Genomic DNA, 15883 nt, shown 5'->3' with positions numbered 1-15883 from the left:
TTTCTCGCCCTGATTGGGAGTCTATCTTTTTCCCTTCACCTCCGCCACAAAACTACATTTTTTCCTCGGCGTTTTTTTACATTTTATCACTGGCGCTGACACCCGGCTTTGTTCCGGTGTCAATATCAATATCCGTATCATCAAATTCCACGGAGTTCCCCACGTTTGTGTCCTGATCTCTGCCGTCTTTCTGATTGGTACAGCCGGTGAACAGCAAGAAGTAGACCACCATACACGCCAAAATAGCAGTAATTTTCTTCATCACATTTCCCTCTCTTTCAAATGTCCTCGTTTGATTTCCAGCACCACATCCGCCTGTTTTGCCACCTCGCCAGAGTGCGTCACAACTACCACACACTTTCCGAACGCATGGGCGCTCTCTTTCAAAATCGCCGTGATTTCCTCGGCGGTGTCGGCATCCAGGTTCCCGGTCGGCTCGTCTGCCAGAATGACCGGAGCATCGGAGGCCAGCGCCCGCGCAATCGCCACCCGCTGCTGCTGTCCGCCGGACAGTTTCAGCACATTCCGGGTGATCTCGTCCTGCTCCAGCCCCAGCCGTTCCAGAATGGGGGCGGCGTCCAGCTTGGCGGTAAGCCGTACATTTTCAACGGGCGTCATGTAGTCAATCAGATTATAGCTTTGAAAAATCAGCGAGATATGGTTCCTGCGGTGGTGTTCCAGCCCCTTTGCCGCAATATCTTCGCCGTCAAACAGGACACCGCCCTGTGTCGGCACATCCAGCCCGCCCAGCAGGGACAGCAGCGTGGTCTTGCCCGACCCGGACGGGCCGAGGATGGCGTACATTTTCCCGGTTTCCAGTGACCCGCTGACGTTCTGCAAAACCGCCTTGCCCTTTTCGTAGGCGTAAGAAACATTTTTCAATTCCAGTATAGGCATGATAGTCCCTCCTTCAGCTCATTTTCGACAAGATTTCACGGGGTTTCAGCCGCATGACCGTGATAGACGATGCGCTGACCGCCACAATGATGATGGCAAATCCGATCAAGTAGAGCTGGGCAAGGTTATCCAGCCCAACCGATACCTGGATGCCGTTTTCAGTGGGTAAGGGCTTTTGCACGAGATTATCCGCGCCTATCTCAACGGAGGCGGCAACGGAAACAACATCGTTATCGTCCTCCGGCTCGGTCTGCATACTCTGCCCCAACAGGTGGTTGCCAATCTGCCCCGCTATGGCGTTGCTGGTGAAATAGGACAGGCCAAAGGCGAGGACGGCAATCAGCAGCACCTCAATCAAATACTGCCCGATGATGGCCGATTTCCTGATACCTACGGACAGGAACACGCCGATCTCATGGATGCGGGTCTTTGTCCAAAGGGTCAGAATCAAGGCCAGAATGATGGCGCTGACAACAATAATCACCACCAACAGAGTTACGACCAATTCATTCAGTGTAGCCAGCGGAGCGGCGGCGTTTTCGTAAGTTTCATTGTCCACTTCCACAGTGAAGGCTTTCCAGTCGATCTCCGGCAGGGCCTTGACATCGGCCACCACCCGCGCCATATCCTGCGGGTCGGCTATGGTGACATGGAGAGCGGAAAAGCCGTAGTTGATCTCTCCGCCGTCCAATTCCTTTGAGGTCTGCAAATCCACAAATACCCGGTTCTGGATTTTATCGTAGGTAGTGACGGTTTCCCCAAACTGCTCCACAGCGTTCGGGGAAAACAGTCCGATGATCTGCACCTTGATTTCCTGCCCGGTAAAGCCCTGATCTTCCACGCTGTAACTGTGGGCGGTGAGGTAGTCACCGATTTTCAGCTCGTTCCGCTCCGCCAAGTCCTGGCTGATGATCGCCACATGGGTATCATCAGTGGAGATATGCCGCCCCTCTGTCAGCGTCAGTGTGCCAGTGGTGAAAAGTTCGTCGTCCTCCGTGTTGCAAACGCCCAGCACCTTTGTGTAGCCCTGATACTTCGCATCGGTCGAGATTGTTCCGGGGAACAGGGAAAGTCCGTCAAACGGCAAAAGATTGTCCTGTCGTGCGCTGCAATATTTTACGCCGGAAACGCCTTTAATGGCGGCAATGTTATCCGGGGTAAATTGTACGGTGGAATACATGAGAAAGCTGCTTGATGTCTTGCCGGTTTCCTCATCTACTTCATCTTTGACGGATTCTTTCACTACATAGGGACTGTTGCTCCAATCCACGAAAACGTCAAATTTTCCGCCCAAGCTCTGCCGCAAGTCAAGCTGCGCGGCCTCCGACGCTTTCCAGATGGAAAGGCCCGTCAGGACAAAGGTTGCCATAATCAGCAGGATGGCGAACAGGAGAATGGTTTTCCCCCGTTTTCGCGTGACGTACAAAAACGCCCTCTTGAAAATACTCATGGTCGATACCTCCATATCGTTATGCTGTTCTTCCGAACGCACTCGCAGAATAGCATCCCAATGTGGAATGGGTATGAAACGTATATGGAATTTGAGCAGAAATGAAAAACTCCCCGGCTGGGGAGTTTTCCACATTTATAGTTGAATGGTAAAACACATCCCAGGCGGGGACTTCATGGGCGCAAAGGAATAGGGGATGTTCATAGAGGTCAAGAGCGTGTCCACGATATAAAGGCCCAGGCCGTTGCCCCCACTTTCACGGCTCCGTGAGAAGTCTGGACGATAGAACGGTTCAAATAGACGGCGGATTTCATCGTCAAGGATAGGCTTGCACTCGTTTTCGACCACAAGGCTGCGCCCCTCCATATAGACGGAAACATTTTTCCCGGCCTCTGTATAAGCGACAGCATTTGCGAGGATATTAGACACCGCTTTACTGAACGGGCCAACAGGCAGCACAGCGGAAAACTGCTCCGGCAAGTCAAGAGAGAATGTAATTTGATGTGCCGCCGCAATCAGTTGGTAGGGTTCGCACAGTTCCGCCAGCAGTTCAGACACATCAACCTGTTTTGGCGGTTCGGCGGTCAAATTCAGCTTGGAGGTTTCCAGAATTTCATGTATCATCCCGGAAAGCTGCTCCACCATTTCTTTGCACTCTGGGAGATAAGTAGCATAATCCTGATATTTCCCCACGCCCAAAATCATATTTTCCAGGGTGGCGTTCAGTGCGGTCACGGGTGTTTTCAGTTCATGGGACGCCGCCCGCAGGAAGTCAACCTTGGCCTGCTCCATATCACGCACAGCATCCTTTTCCCGTTCCAGATGCTCAATCGTGGATAGCAGATTAGAATATAGATCGTTGACATTCTGTGCCAATGTACCGATCTCGTCCTTGGTATGAATAGGGCAGTTCGCCCCGTGGTCTAATTTCATCATCTGCTCGGTTGACGCAGAAATCTTCTTGATAGGGTCGGCAATCGCTTTGGAAAACAGGAGGGAACAGACAACGGAAATCAGCAGGGAACAGATTAACGAGATAGGCAGGGCTTTTTCTACTGCCTCGGTCACAAACTGCTCCTGCCGGATGCTGACAAGAACATCATCTTGGGTACTCAATGCAAGCTGCATCTGTGGGGCAAGCAGATAGATCAGCCCATGCGTGACAACAACGACAAAGAGCATGATGCTCATGGTATACAGAAATATCTTCGGAAACAGTTTTAATCGCTTCATGGCTGTACCTCGTATTTATAACCGATGCCCTTGACTGTCACGATACAGTCAAGCCGCAGTTTCTTTCGCAGATTTTTGATGTAGGTGTCCACAGTTCGGTCGATGATCGGATAGTCAGTGCCCCACAGTTCGTCCAAAATCTGTGAACGGGTCAGCACCAGCCCTTTATGCTCCACCAACAGCCGGAGCAGATCAATTTCCTTGGGCATGATGTCGATTTTCCCGGCGCTGTCGCTGGCGGTGTAGCCGGAGAAATCGACGGTCACATCGCCAAAGGTTATCGTTTGGGGTAACGGGGCCTGCCCGCTCCGCCGCAGGAGGGCGGTAATCCGTTTCCCCAGCAGCACCATGGAGAAGGGCTTTGTCATGTAATCATCCGCCTGTTCGTCAAAACTCATAACCTGGGTATACTCGTCCTCAATGGCCGTAAGCATCAGAACAGGCGTTGTGCTTGTCCGCCGTATTTCGTGCAGGACAGACAGGCCGCTGATATGGGGCAGCATAATATCCAGCACAACAAGGTCAATATGCTTCTGCCGGAAAAGCTGAATGGCCTCGCTGCCATCATAGGCTGGAATGAGCGAGTGGCCCGTGGGCTTGAGATATTCACAAATCGCATCGTTGGTCTTGCGGTCGTCCTCAACAATTAGTAGTGTTGCCATTGGCGCACCTCCTTTGGGGGGCAGTATAACATGGGAATGTGGAATGTGTGTGAAATAGTTGTCTATCTTTCAATTCTTCGGCAGCAGTGATATAGAATGAAATAGTATCTGACATAGAATTTCATTTTGTTTTCATATCCGCCCATACAATGTAAAATGACATAGGGTGATATGACAATGTACGACAAACAAATCCGATTCAACTTTCGTCCTCTTGGCCGGGAAATCAAACGAAAACGGGAAAGTATGGGGTGGACGCAGGAATACCTTGCCCAACGTATAGACCGCACTTCGCATACCGTGATGTATATGGAAACGCGGGGCCAGCATCCCAGCTTGAACGTCTTTTATCAGGTTGTCACTCTGCTGGATATTTCAGTAGATCGGTTCTTCTTCCCCAATCGGTACAGTAAAAAAAGCGAACGCCGGCAGCGGATAGATATGCTTCTTGATTCGCTGGATGAAAGGGAGTTATCAGTTATAGAAGCAACTGCGGAAGGACTGAAAAAATCAAGAGAAATTGAATCTGGAAAATAGCAGCACAGGCACCCGCTGAGGGATAGCCCGTGCTGCTGTTGCGTTAGCCGAGTTTTGCAATATACTCTTGGCGCTGGGCGCTGACCTGGGCCATATCCTCATAGGTGAGATCTCTGCGGCCTAACGTGGCCTTATATTCCAAATAGCCGGTCAAATCGTCCAGTAGTGTTTCCGCCAGTTCTCCCGGCGTGGCACACAGCTTCACGCTGATCCACTCTTGGGAACATGAATCCCATTCCAGTATTGTGTGGCCATGGGAGGTTTGAACGGCCTCATATATTCCATTTTCAGCGAGGAACGATTCAAACACTGAAAAGACTTTCTCAAACGTCAGCATCAGACCGCCCCCTCAGACATAGACCAGATCGGTCAGGATGATCTCATCGGCCCGCGCCCGACAGTTGTTGACCAGCCCTACCCACGCCATTTGGTCGCGGGCTTTCAATTCCTCGGTCACGCCAGCGGCTTTCATCAACTGCGGCAGGAGCGTGTCCATGCGATGCTCCGCCATCCGCTCGACGCTTTTCAGGTGGTCAGCCAGCTTGCCGCTGTTCACCAGCACCATCCACAGCTTTGGCTTATGCTCCCGGAGGTAGTCGCGCCGAAGATCGCCGTACTTGCCATAGAATACATCCTGCCCCGGTTCTTCGTCAAGTATCAGATCGGGGATATAGTAGTCGCCTACTCTCGTATAGGTTAATTCTGCCATAATGAACCTCCTTGTGTTCAAGTCCCATTGTCCTATTCTTTCCACGAAAAGTTCAGTTGATCGTGTCCCTGTTCGTGAATTTTATTGGGCAACTGAACTCGTCACAAGGTATTATGGCACATCCCGGCTGGACTGCTGAAAATTCTTGCTGAAGGAGCCGTTTTTGCCCTTGCTCTGGCTGTGGGTGGACGTGCTGATGGTCTCCTTGCCCAGCAGTTCGGAGATATATTTGTGGGTGCTTTTCTCGTTGCCGCCGAGGTAGCAAAAAGCGTCGGCGTTGCCGATTATCCCCTCCCAATCGTCCTTAAAAAGCCCCTTTAGCTGGGAGATATTTTGCAGGATAATGGTAGCCATAATGTTGCGGCTTCTCATGGTAGCCTGCAAGCGGGCATAGCTGTCCGGGAGGGCGACGTTCGCAAATTCATCGAACATCAATCGAACAGGAATGGGCAAAGAACCACCATAGTTTCGGTCGGCCTGATAGTACAACTCCTGGAAAGCCTGGGTATAGAGCATACCCACCAGGAAGTTGAGGGAGGCGTCGTTGCTGTCCGGGATAACGCAGAAAACCGCCTGTTTTCGGCTGCCCAGCTTGTCCAGTTCCATATCGTCCCGGCTGGTGATGCGCTGTATCTCCGGGAGAGTAAAGGCGGAGAGACGAACCGCCGCGCTTACCAAAATAGACTTGGCGGTCTTGCCGGCGGCTTGCTTAAAAATCTTGTACTGCCGCACCGCGATATGCTCCGGCTGTTCTTCCTCCAGGGCCTCGAAAAGTAAGTCAAGCGGGGATTGAAAATCATCATCGTCCTCCTTGGCGCTGCCGTACTCTATCATGGTCAAAATCATCTCCATGTTCTGCTCCTCGGGCGGGGCCTCATGGAGCAGGTAGAGCATGAGCGCGCTGTCCAGGGCAGTTTCGGATTTCTCCCAGAACGGGTCTGAATTAGCCGCTTTTTTCGGGGTGGTATTCTTGATGAAATTATCGATAAGGCGGAACACGTCAGAATCCTTGCGTATATAATGAAAGGGATTATAACAATCCGAGTGCTCCGGGTCTATGAGGTCGAGGACACGCAGAGTGTAGCCTTTTTGGAGCAGCAGGGCACCCACGGAACGCAGCACCTCAGATTTCGGGTCTGTGACAATGTAGCTGGTATTGGCAAGGTAAAGGTTGGGCTTCACCACAAACCGGGTCTTGCCGCTGCCGGAACCGCCCACGATTATCTGTAATAGGTTACGGCGGTGTTTGCGGCTGTCCAGGCCCATTTGCAGGCGCTGGGTCAGGATAACATTTTTCTCCGGGTCTTTGTCCTTGTATTTTCGGTTGAGCTCCCGGACGCTGCCCCAGCGGGCGCTGCCGTGTTCCTCGCCGGGGCGCTTGTTCTGCTGGGTGGAGTAGTACATAAAAATGGCGCAGGCGTAAACTGCCAACGCGCCCAAGATGAAAGGTATGGTTTGGGCCTCCCACCTCAAGGAAAAAGGGGACTCCATGGCTTTTGAGAAAGCGCCCATAAAGTCAATAAAGTTCATCCCGGCTGTATAGGCCCCGGCGGCGAGCGCGCCCAGCCATACCACCACAAGGGAGAACGCCGCCCAGACAGGCGCGGCGTCACGAAAGGATTTTTTGATTCCTGCCACCTCCAATGCGTCCCAAGTTGGGACAGATTAAACTGAAAATGAAAGCCGGGTGCTCCCGCACACGGTCCTGGATTTTCCCCATGACTACCGAGATCCCGGCGGGCAGACCCGGTCAAGGCCCGGCGAAGGCCGGCTCGCGGATTTTTGTGGCACACAAAAATCCGGCCTTGACGGGGGCTGGCCGGTGGGATACCCTCCCCATGGGGGAAAATTCAGAAGAAGCTATTGATTACCGGGCGGGCCGCCGATTGGGCTGACGGCTGCCTCTGGTGTGCTGCTGGGGTGTAATACCCCGCTGGATAGAGCCGCCGATCTGCTTGCTCATGTCCTGCACGCAGTCTAAAGCCTGTCGGATGTCCTCAGTGCCCCAGCCGTTATACAGTTCCCGCAAGTCGGACAGCTCAGGCATATCCCGCTCTACCCCAAACCTGCGGCAGAGGATGCAGGACACGCTTTCTGCGTCCAAGTGGCACTCCTCCCGTCTGTAATATTGGTTGCGGCCTTTGTTGTGGAACCGGGAATGGGCAACCTCTGTAGCAATGGCCGCAAAGGATTCCGTATCGGAAAACTCCGGGCCTATGAACAGCTTCATTTCCTGGCTGTCATAGTAGGCCGGGACGTCCAAGCCCTGCTCTACCTCGGCGGGGACTGCTGAATAGTTCAGCAGCGTGCCCAGGGCGCTTTCCATCTCCTTGCTGCCCTCGGCAAGCCGCACCTGTTTTGGCTCCCGGCCCTGGGTCTGGCGGATATCGTAAGCCCCGGCAATGGTGTACCCCTTGCCAAAGCTGGAGCGGGCGAATATCTGCACCCCGCGCCCCTTTTCGCTCTCCAGGACAGAACGGCCCATGGTCTGCCAGCGCTCTTTGGTGCCAAACTGGGTCACTTCCGCGTCCTGGGCCATAGCCAGGGCCACGTTGCCCACACTGTACATGGGGTTGTCCCCCTGGGTCTGAAGGTAGCGAGCATAGGCGTCGGGGTTGCTGGCGATCTCCATGATACCGGCGTCCTGCATAGCCACCAGATTCTCCCGCTCGGACTCCCTCTGTGCCTTCCATTCCTGGTCATTTTGTGTCTTTCGTGCAACAATGTCTGCTAAATTTGCGAAAAATATAACCTCCTAACGAATATGTTCTTTTGCTTTCACTGGGCCAGACTTCATACCCTCGCTGGCGGCGCGCAGGGCTTCCAGCCGGTTTTTCACGGACGGCTTATCCGTCGATCTCTCCATCGTCTGTTTCGAGCCATTCCCGCGCCCGGGCAAGGATCGCTCTTGTGGAGCGCAGGGGATGGCTTTTTTTGAGGGCTCCTCCTGGCTTTTCCCTGGCGGGGAGGGGGTAGCCCATGGCCTGGAAAACGGCGTTAAGCTTGGCGGCGTTGGCTTCATTGGACACCACATTCAGTACGGGACTGATATCCCCTTTCTTACGGGGGATAAAATAGAGCAGGCCAAAGGAACGGGCCAGCTTTTGAAACTTCCCCTTATCCTCAATTTTCAAGGGGGCCACCACCGCTGGGGACGGGTCTTTCGCCAGGGTCTTGGCGTTGGTCTTACCTACCAGCTTGTAGTGCTCATGCTTGATAGCCAGCAGCAGGGCTGCCACATTTTTCAGCCCTTCGCCAGCCAGCTTCAGGGCTTCGCCGGTCAGCTCCACGCCCTCTTTTACCACTACATCGGCGGCTACACCGCCTACATCCATAGTTCATGACCTCGCTTTCTCTGTTTGATTTTTTCCTGTTTTTTCTCCGGGGGCTTGTCCACACAAAGGGGAAGCTGCTCCCGGATTACCGGTAGATCTTCTTGAATTTGCCTGCATAGGCGCAGATCTCGCCGCAGGGGGCGCAACTGATTGATATTATGGATATCCAGTTCCACGTCCCCGCCCCGGCGCTTTTGCCGGTATAGTTCCTTGCAGCGGGAAACAAGCCCAGTGATTTGACTGTCCAGCGAATCCATATGCTCCACAAGCTGTTCCTCTGTGTCAATGCGGTTCTCCCGCAAAAGCTGGAATTGCCGGACATAGCGGTTTAGCTTCGTCACCTCCTTTTTCACGCTATAGAGCCGGGATTTTCTGCTGGGGCGCATACCACGGAGAAGATAGATATAGCGGAAATACAGCGCCCGGAACCCATGCAGGCGGGGGTGGGGCCTGCCCAGCCGTTTTATCCGACATTTTCTGTGGAATTTCGGCAAGGGGCTAGATTGCATACTGTTCCCCTCAGTGCGCCCATGGGTAAGTCTCTTTTGCAGGGATTCTTCTGTGTACTCCGTTCCCAGCCCCTCCAGGCGGATAAACCGTTTGCCGCCGGGGGGCTTGATGGCCGTATGTTTCACGTTGGGGCCGCGCTTGACCTCATAGCCCATCCGGGCCAGTTCAGCCCAAAAAGACTTATAGGTAAAGGAATGGGCCAGAGCAAAGTCAATATCCTGCCGAACCTGCCCCCGGATGGTGGGCTTGCCGGAATTTTCTGCTTTCCATTCGGCGTACTGTCTGCCCCGGCCCGTGGGTTCGATAGTGGAAAGGCCGTTTTCCCGACTTACCCTGTTGGACGTACCCCGGATATCTCCAAAGTAGTCCTTAAAGGTATTCTGGTATTTGCGGCCGTCCACAAAGGACACGGAGTTAAAAAGGATGTGGCAATGCAGGTGCGCATGGTCTAAGTGGGTGGACACCACGACTTCATATTTTTCACCCAGCACCCGCCGGGCAAATTCCACACCCAGCGTATGGGCCTGCCGGGGCGTTACCTCGCCGGGGGCGAAGCTGTGGATAATGTGGTAGCCTAAGACGCCGCCCGGTTTGCCCCAGCGCTGTTTTATTGCCATCATGTCCTGATGGGCGGTTTCCAGGGAGCAGTTCAGCGCGGTTTCCAGCACGGTGCCCTCTGAAATGTTCTTGTCCTTATTGCCTATGTAGCCCAGCACGGCGGCAAGGTCGGTTTTCTCCCGGTTCAGCACATAATCTACGCAGTGGTCGAGCCTGCTCCGCACGGCAATGATTTTATCGTATGCCAACCTACAGCGCCTCCCTTACCAGCCGCCACGCCTGTTTCACCAGGGCGACGGCCTCCTGGATATCCCCCTCTGAAATGCAACGGCAGGAGTTGGCCCAGTATGCAATTTGATTCACATTATTTCCGATTACAGATAACTCCCGCAAAAGGGCAGCATATTCGCCCGGGGGCCGTGGGCGCAGATCCACGCCCAAAATGAGCTGCCGAATAAGCGGCTCCATCTCCATGCCCGATACCTGGGCCAGCCGCTATAGGTGGGAATACTCCTGAGCGGTCAGGCGTTTTACGTTTTCTCGCATAGTCCTCCTTACTTTTCGGGGTGAAATGTGCTATAGTGTGTCCCAACTTGGGACATATTACCGCTGGGGCACCGTGTGCGCTTTGTGGGGCACAGCCCTTGCCGCCTGTTTTGCCTGGTTTTGACGAAGCTGCACCCGAACTGACTGCCGGGACGGTTGTGCCCGGAGTTCCCTTCCCGATGCCGCCTGCTGTTGTTCCATGGAGCTGTTTTCCTGTGGGGACTTGCCAGAAAACAAAAGGGGCTCTGTGTTTGCCGCCTGACGCAAGGCCGCGATGGACTCCCTGGTGGTCTTGTAGAAAGCCTGCTGGGCCCGCTTGGGCATGGCCTGTGCCTGCCCTTGCAAATGCTGTTCCAGGGCGCTTATCTCGCAGTGGCGGCGGAAATGCTGTACCACTTTTGTGGATAGGTTGTTCAGGCTGTCCCGCAAAAGCGGGGTCAGCAGTTCCCGCAGCCTTTCCTGATGCTGGGCCGGGGCATGGTCGAATAGCTGTGTCACCAGCTTGGGATCTGTGCGGTAGCGGTCTACCCATGCCTGCATATGATCCAGTAGGTCGCCCTTTTCATCCAGCTTTATCGGGAGGATGTAACTGTCCATACGGCCCTCAGCCATATAGTCAAGCCGTACCCGCAGGGCAGGAGGCTCTTTCCCGGAAAGCTGGTATTGCTGGGCCTGCTGGCAGACAAGCTCATTGGCCTCCAGCAGTGATAATTTCTGCCCCTGCTGGTAATTACCCAATTGCCCCTCCAGGATGGTCACGACAGGCCCCGACGTTTCCAAAAGCCGGGCAGCCTTTTTGCCTTTTGCGGCCGAGGGCGGTGCCATATCTGTTCCTGCGCCGAGTTCCTTCCACCTTTCCGCTATGGCGCGTACTGTGCACAGCCCTTTGCGGAGAAAGGCAGAAACAAGCTCCTTCATGTCTTGTCGCAGGCTGCCTGTTATTTCTTTTATAGTAGTTTCCTTTTCGATAACACATCAACTCCATTCATTTTTTAAGATTGCTAATGTGTCCCAAGTTGGGACACATTGCGCCTCTCTGGGCGCTGTCAGAAAATGGGGTATTAGGGGACGCTCCCCCTAACAAGTGGGATTTTGCTGTCAAAATCCCGTACTTGCTGGGACGCCAACACCTATGGTGTTGGCGGGGACAGTGTCTGCGTTCTATCCAGCTACCTATCCAGGCCGCGTTTCTTTTTCTGTGCCTTTTGAGAGCGGGCGGCCTCTTGCCGTTCCACGATACGGGCACGTTCAGAAAGCTGCTCCGGCATCACAAATTCTTTAAGCGCATAACACCCAAAATCACTATAATACCATGTGAACCGTTTGGATTCTGGTACGCGCTTTGCCTTTTCCCACTTTCCCACGGCCTGTGTCTGCCGCTCCATCCATTCCCGCATATCTTTGTTGTGCCGGGATGGCTTGAGCTCGTACTGCCGTATTTCTTCTTCGGTCAAGGGCTGGGAATAAATGATTTCTCCCCAGGCTCGGAAGGTTTCGCCCTGCACCGGTTCCCTATCCTCATAGAACTCTATATGCACAGGTTTATTGAAGGGCTCTGACGGGCACGTGCCGGGCCCAATAGGGCGCTGGGTGGAGTAGTATTTGTAGCTCTCCTGCGGGGGAAGTTCCGTTATTTCAGAGTGGACAATATCACTGTCTACCTTTTCTATATCTATCCCTCCTTCCCAAACCTCTCCGCCGAGCCAAAAGCCGGGGCCATATATTTCTGCTCAAAGATAGCCGGGGTGTAGCTGGCTGCAAGCGGGTCGGAAACGAAATCACCCGGCCTGACCGGTTTTCTGCCCTTCTCTATCTCAACAGGGACAGGCGTCAGCACCGTGCCAAAGAAGTTTTTCTCCTTTGCACGCTCCACCAGGGCGAAGGGGCGACCTTTTGCGGCAACCTGCATCTCATAGCAGAACAGCATATGTACCGTGTCCCGGCTCACACGGTTCGGCGTGAACAGGGCTGGGTATCCGAAAATTTCCACTTCTTGCATAGGGGTCAGAGCGGCGTTTATCATGGTCATTTTGAGTTCTCCTTATCTTGTATAGATTTTTTGTGCTTTCTTTTCGGGCAACGTGATTTCTCTTTGTGGGGATATGGCGTCGATTATCCCGGCGGCGGTGGAGCGTATCACGTCCAAAGACGCTTTCAGCTCCGGTAGGGCCTTGTCCTTGCTCCACCCAGCCACATAGCCGAAAGAATAATCCGACGTATCAATTCCCAGGTGATTACACACCACATAGGCCACGCTTTCGGCCTCCACCTCTTTCTGGCTGCGGTTGCGTTTTTCGCCGTCATTGTGCAGTTTTGAGTGGGCAATTTCATGCACCAGGGTCTTGATGGTCTGGTTCTTGGCTCATGCCGAGGGCCAGGGCAATGCGCTGTTCTCCCCGGTAAAAGCTGCCTTTATAACCTTCCGGTAAGGGCTCAAAGGTGACAGGCAGGCCGGAGTATTCCACCAGACGATTGAAAAGATTGTCATAATCTTCCACGCTCCCGCCCAGTTCCGTGATAATCTGTGCGGGCAGTTCTTTCCCCTCTGTCTGGCTGATGTCGAACACGGTCACGGCCTTGAAATAGGGGATAACTGTATCTTCCTTTTCTTCACCAGAATCCAGCTTACGCCGAACGGGGCAGGGGGCCTGGACGCGGATGCCCCGCTCCCCTTTTTTCACATTTCGGTCAAATTCCTTTTTCCAGGTCTGGAACCCCGCCACCATGGACGCGTGGGGGCATTGCATCATGATAAGCATGACATTTCCATAACTATACTTGTGGAATTTTGACAGCATGGAAAGGTACTCCCCATAGCGCCCGCTGGCGAAAAGGTCTTGTATGCCGGTTTCAAGCTGGCGGGTCAGTTCTTTTACGCGGTCGTGGGTGGTGTCCGGCATGGCTATCTCTCTGGGGGTTTAGAGCCACGATAGGGCGGGTCTGCGGATTTTTTCTTGGGTTCAACACGCATGGTGATAAGCTCATTGCCATCGACGCCCAGCAGTATTTCCGCTTGGTGAAACTTCTCCTTATACCGTTCCACCTGTTCCGGGGTCAAGGATATAAAATCTTCTTCACCCAGGCCCACCATGAAAAAAGTGCCGAACACCCCGCCATATCCGCCCTCCATACTGCGGTTAAAGGGCATGTGCAGGGAGATCGCGTCGTCATTGCACACCACGTCCACCTGTTCCTCAAAGGGATAGATGGCCTGAATCGTGCCGCCCACCGTGGCCTGCATTTCTCGCAGGCTGTTCAGCTCCTTTTCATAGGGGGCAAAGCCCGGTTCTACAACTAATGTTTTCAATCATCTTACCTACCTTTCCATCCTCTGTTTTGTGATTTTCTTTTGCTCTGCCTTATCTTTCCGGGGACGGGGCGACAGCTCCCCGTCCAGTGAAAACCCAGTGCGTTCCTGCTTTGGCGCAAAAGCGCCGCCCAACTCTTTCAGCACTTCCCCGGTGCTCCTTTCCACGGCGGGCGGCTCTTGTCCCTCCACCGTGTACCCTGGCAGGAGCAAGCCGTTCACCATAAAATATTTGGCGTACTCCTGGGGAATGGGCGGGGAGATTTTGTAAAAAAGCTGCTCGTAAAAGGCTTTTCTTCCCTCCAAATATTTCCCGGCGGCAGCCTTGTCGGTAAAGCGTTTTTTATCCTGCTGGGCGATGGTTTTTCCACTCTGACCCGGCAATACATTCAAGGAAACCCGCCAGCTCACATACCACGCCACTGGCACAGATTTTTTCAGCGCACGGTCGTATTTCGTGTCCTCGTACACATGGATATACATTCTATATACCATGTTGCTGATCTCGTCCGCATATCCGTCAGCGGATTTCTGTCATACATTGCCGGTATGCTCAACCTGGGGCATTTTCAGATATTCCACTGCCTTTTTCAAAAGGAGCGTGGTAGCGGCCTGCTCCTGCCATTTTCCCACCATTGACTGTAATTCAGCATATAGGGATTTTTCAGCGGAAACGCTTTTCTCCATCCAGGCCGTAAGTGTTTCCAAAGATTCCTCCGCAAAAGGCCATAAAAAACCGGCAGTATCGTTGAAATAGATGGTGGAGCTATATTTAAGCTCACTCCCAGGCTGTAGATGGCGCTTTCGCCGGCGCAGGAGCAGCTTTCGCAGCCTCCTGGCTGGTCTTTTTCATCTCCGTGGCCTGGGCCATGGTGGGGACAACGCCCTCTTTCTTGATAAAATCCACCACCTTTTCCTGCTCCTCGGGCTTGAGGTAAGACAGCTCCACCGCCGTATTGAAGGGCATTTCTTTTTTGTCCACCTGCTGTTTCAGGTCTGGCACCAGGGATTCTATGCGCACCAAACGCTGAACCTGGTTGCGGCCCATGCCCAAGTCCTCGGCCACCTGCTGGTCGGAGCGCTTTTGCGGCCCGGAAAGCTGCTCCATCTTGGAACGCCGCCCGGCCTTGCGGGTCAGGGCGTCCAGTTTCATTTTGGCGGCACGGGCCAGCTCAGAGGTGGGGATATCTTGGCGGTGCAGGTTGCCGTCCACCACCTCGATGCGGGCGGTATCGTCATCCTCCCGGACAATGACGACTGGCACGGGGTAGTTCAACTGTTTGGCAATATCGTGCCGCCGATGGCCGGAAAGCAGCTCCAGGCCGCCGCCCTCACGGGGCCGGGCCTTGACCGGTTCGTTGATGCCGTTTTCTTTGATGGACTCATACAAATCCTTATAATCCTGGACTTCCCGGTTAATGGAAAAGGGGTGGTCTAAAAACTCAAAGAAGTAACCGGGGTGCAGGCGCATGGAAAAGCCCTCGCCCTCCTGGGGCACAGGCAGGCTTTTCAGTGCGGTTTCATCGGGCTTGTCCAGTTTGTCCGCGAAAATCTGTGTCACTTTGATACCTTTGGGCGGTTCCACAGCGGTATCTTTCGCGGGGCCAGATGCGGGGGCAGCTTTGGTATCACTGGCCTTTACCGGAGTATCAGGCTTTTTTTCGCCGGCGGCAGGGGTGGGCTTGGCGTCAGCAGACTTAACCGGGGTATCAGGCCTCTTATCGCCGGTAGCTGGGGTGACTTTGGTATCAGCAGACTTAGCCGGGGTGTCAGGTTTCTTATCACCAGCAGCAGGGGCGGCCTTGGTGTCGGTAGGCTTAGCTGGAGTATCAAAATTTTTATCACTATCAGCATGAGCGGTCTTGGTGTCGACGGGCTTAGCCGGGGTATCAGGCTTCTTGTCGCCAGCGGCAGGGGCGGGCTTGGCGTCAGTAGGCTTAGCCGGGGTATCAGGCTTCTTGTCGCCAGCGGCAGGGGCGGGCTTGGCGTCAGTAGGCTTAGCCGGAGTATCAGGTTTTTTATCGCCAGCAGCAGGAGCAGCCTTGGCGTCAGCAGCTTTCAGCGCCCCATCGTCCAACTTTATCTGCCCTGGCCTTTTTTCGACTGGGGATATGTCTTTCTTCTTGGTATCGGGCATTA

The 15883-nt window shown here is 53.9% G+C and carries 20 protein-coding genes and 1 pseudogene; 1 reads left to right on the top strand and 20 read right to left on the bottom strand.

Annotated elements, in window-relative coordinates; genetic code table 11:
• Positions 1-76: 76 nt before the first annotated feature.
• The 5 genes from D7X94_RS09760 to D7X94_RS09740 all read right to left on the bottom strand — a co-directional run bounded on the left by D7X94_RS09760 (position 77) and on the right by D7X94_RS09740 (position 4242).
• Positions 77-262 carry a hypothetical protein gene (locus tag D7X94_RS09760; protein ID WP_120427528.1) on the bottom strand — a complete coding sequence of 62 codons (186 nt, stop codon included), beginning with the start codon at positions 260-262 and terminating at the stop codon, positions 77-79.
• Entirely contained in the window at positions 262-897 is a 636-nt protein-coding gene (locus D7X94_RS09755; protein WP_120427527.1) for an ABC transporter ATP-binding protein, read from the bottom strand. Before D7X94_RS09755 ends, D7X94_RS09760 begins: the two co-directional genes overlap by 1 nt.
• A gap of 13 nt (positions 898-910) precedes the next feature.
• Positions 911-2347 (bottom strand): ABC transporter permease, encoded by a 1437-nt coding sequence (locus D7X94_RS09750; RefSeq protein ID WP_120427526.1) that lies wholly within the window; start codon positions 2345-2347, stop codon positions 911-913.
• Between the two features lie 135 nt (positions 2348-2482).
• The gene (locus tag D7X94_RS09745) at positions 2483-3580 is read right to left on the bottom strand and encodes a sensor histidine kinase (protein WP_120427525.1); all 1098 of its coding nucleotides are present in this window, start codon (positions 3578-3580) and stop codon (positions 2483-2485) included.
• Complete coding sequence (locus D7X94_RS09740; protein WP_120427524.1) at positions 3577-4242, bottom strand: response regulator transcription factor; 666 nt, start codon at positions 4240-4242, stop codon at positions 3577-3579. The genes D7X94_RS09745 and D7X94_RS09740 overlap by 4 nt, the downstream gene beginning before the upstream one ends.
• 177 nt (positions 4243-4419) lie before the next feature.
• On the opposite strand from D7X94_RS09740, the gene D7X94_RS09735 reads away from it, so the two are divergent.
• Positions 4420-4779, top strand: coding sequence for a helix-turn-helix transcriptional regulator (locus D7X94_RS09735; RefSeq protein WP_120427536.1), 360 nt, complete (start codon positions 4420-4422; stop codon positions 4777-4779).
• Positions 4780-4822: 43 nt separating this feature from the next.
• Here the strand turns inward: D7X94_RS09735 and D7X94_RS09730 are convergent, their stop codons facing one another.
• The 15 genes and pseudogenes from D7X94_RS09730 to D7X94_RS09655 form a co-directional block, all read right to left on the bottom strand.
• Entirely contained in the window at positions 4823-5116 is a 294-nt protein-coding gene (locus tag D7X94_RS09730; protein WP_120390060.1) for a hypothetical protein, read from the bottom strand.
• Positions 5117-5128: 12 nt separating this feature from the next.
• Positions 5129-5488 carry a TnpV protein gene (locus D7X94_RS09725; RefSeq protein ID WP_120427523.1) on the bottom strand — a complete coding sequence of 120 codons (360 nt, stop codon included), beginning with the start codon at positions 5486-5488 and terminating at the stop codon, positions 5129-5131.
• Positions 5489-5599: 111 nt separating this feature from the next.
• Positions 5600-7126: a VirD4-like conjugal transfer protein, CD1115 family gene (locus D7X94_RS09720; RefSeq protein WP_243111247.1), complete on the bottom strand. Its 1527-nt coding sequence runs from the start codon at positions 7124-7126 to the stop codon at positions 5600-5602.
• Between the two features lie 229 nt (positions 7127-7355).
• A complete protein-coding gene (locus tag D7X94_RS09710; protein WP_147401701.1) occupies positions 7356-8144 on the bottom strand; it encodes a hypothetical protein in 789 nt (262 codons plus the stop codon).
• A 190-nt stretch (positions 8145-8334) separates the two neighbouring features.
• Positions 8335-8823 (bottom strand): DUF3801 domain-containing protein, encoded by a 489-nt coding sequence (locus tag D7X94_RS09705; protein ID WP_120427520.1) that lies wholly within the window; start codon positions 8821-8823, stop codon positions 8335-8337.
• Complete coding sequence (locus D7X94_RS09700) at positions 8814-10139, bottom strand: relaxase/mobilization nuclease domain-containing protein (RefSeq protein WP_120427519.1); 1326 nt, start codon at positions 10137-10139, stop codon at positions 8814-8816. Before D7X94_RS09700 ends, D7X94_RS09705 begins: the two co-directional genes overlap by 10 nt.
• 1 nt (position 10140) lies before the next feature.
• A complete protein-coding gene (locus tag D7X94_RS09695; protein ID WP_442857901.1) occupies positions 10141-10383 on the bottom strand; it encodes a MobC family plasmid mobilization relaxosome protein in 243 nt (80 codons plus the stop codon).
• Between the two features lie 111 nt (positions 10384-10494).
• Entirely contained in the window at positions 10495-11262 is a 768-nt protein-coding gene (locus tag D7X94_RS09690) for a hypothetical protein (protein ID WP_147401700.1), read from the bottom strand.
• A 344-nt stretch (positions 11263-11606) separates the two neighbouring features.
• Positions 11607-12071 (bottom strand): hypothetical protein, encoded by a 465-nt coding sequence (locus D7X94_RS18445; RefSeq protein WP_279221772.1) that lies wholly within the window; start codon positions 12069-12071, stop codon positions 11607-11609.
• Between the two features lie 38 nt (positions 12072-12109).
• Positions 12110-12466, bottom strand: coding sequence for an LPD28 domain-containing protein (locus tag D7X94_RS09680; RefSeq protein ID WP_120427515.1), 357 nt, complete (start codon positions 12464-12466; stop codon positions 12110-12112).
• A gap of 12 nt (positions 12467-12478) precedes the next feature.
• The gene (locus D7X94_RS09675; protein ID WP_120427514.1) at positions 12479-12772 is read right to left on the bottom strand and encodes a hypothetical protein; all 294 of its coding nucleotides are present in this window, start codon (positions 12770-12772) and stop codon (positions 12479-12481) included.
• Complete coding sequence (locus D7X94_RS09670) at positions 12765-13337, bottom strand: ArdC family protein (RefSeq protein WP_120427513.1); 573 nt, start codon at positions 13335-13337, stop codon at positions 12765-12767. Before D7X94_RS09670 ends, D7X94_RS09675 begins: the two co-directional genes overlap by 8 nt.
• A 2-nt stretch (positions 13338-13339) precedes the next feature.
• Positions 13340-13744, bottom strand: a complete 405-nt coding sequence (locus D7X94_RS09665; RefSeq protein WP_120427512.1) for a DUF3846 domain-containing protein — start codon at positions 13742-13744, stop codon at positions 13340-13342.
• Between the two features lie 9 nt (positions 13745-13753).
• Positions 13754-14503, bottom strand: a pseudogene (locus D7X94_RS19145) (hypothetical protein).
• 19 nt (positions 14504-14522) lie between these two features.
• Positions 14523-15881 (bottom strand): ParB N-terminal domain-containing protein, encoded by a 1359-nt coding sequence (locus tag D7X94_RS09655; RefSeq protein ID WP_120427510.1) that lies wholly within the window; start codon positions 15879-15881, stop codon positions 14523-14525.
• Between the last annotated feature and the right edge of the window lie 2 nt (positions 15882-15883).

The organism is Acutalibacter sp. 1XD8-33 (genome assembly GCF_003612555.1).
Classification (GTDB): Bacteria; Bacillota; Clostridia; order Oscillospirales; family Acutalibacteraceae; genus Acutalibacter.
This window is presented reverse-complemented; position numbering and strand designations above follow the sequence as displayed.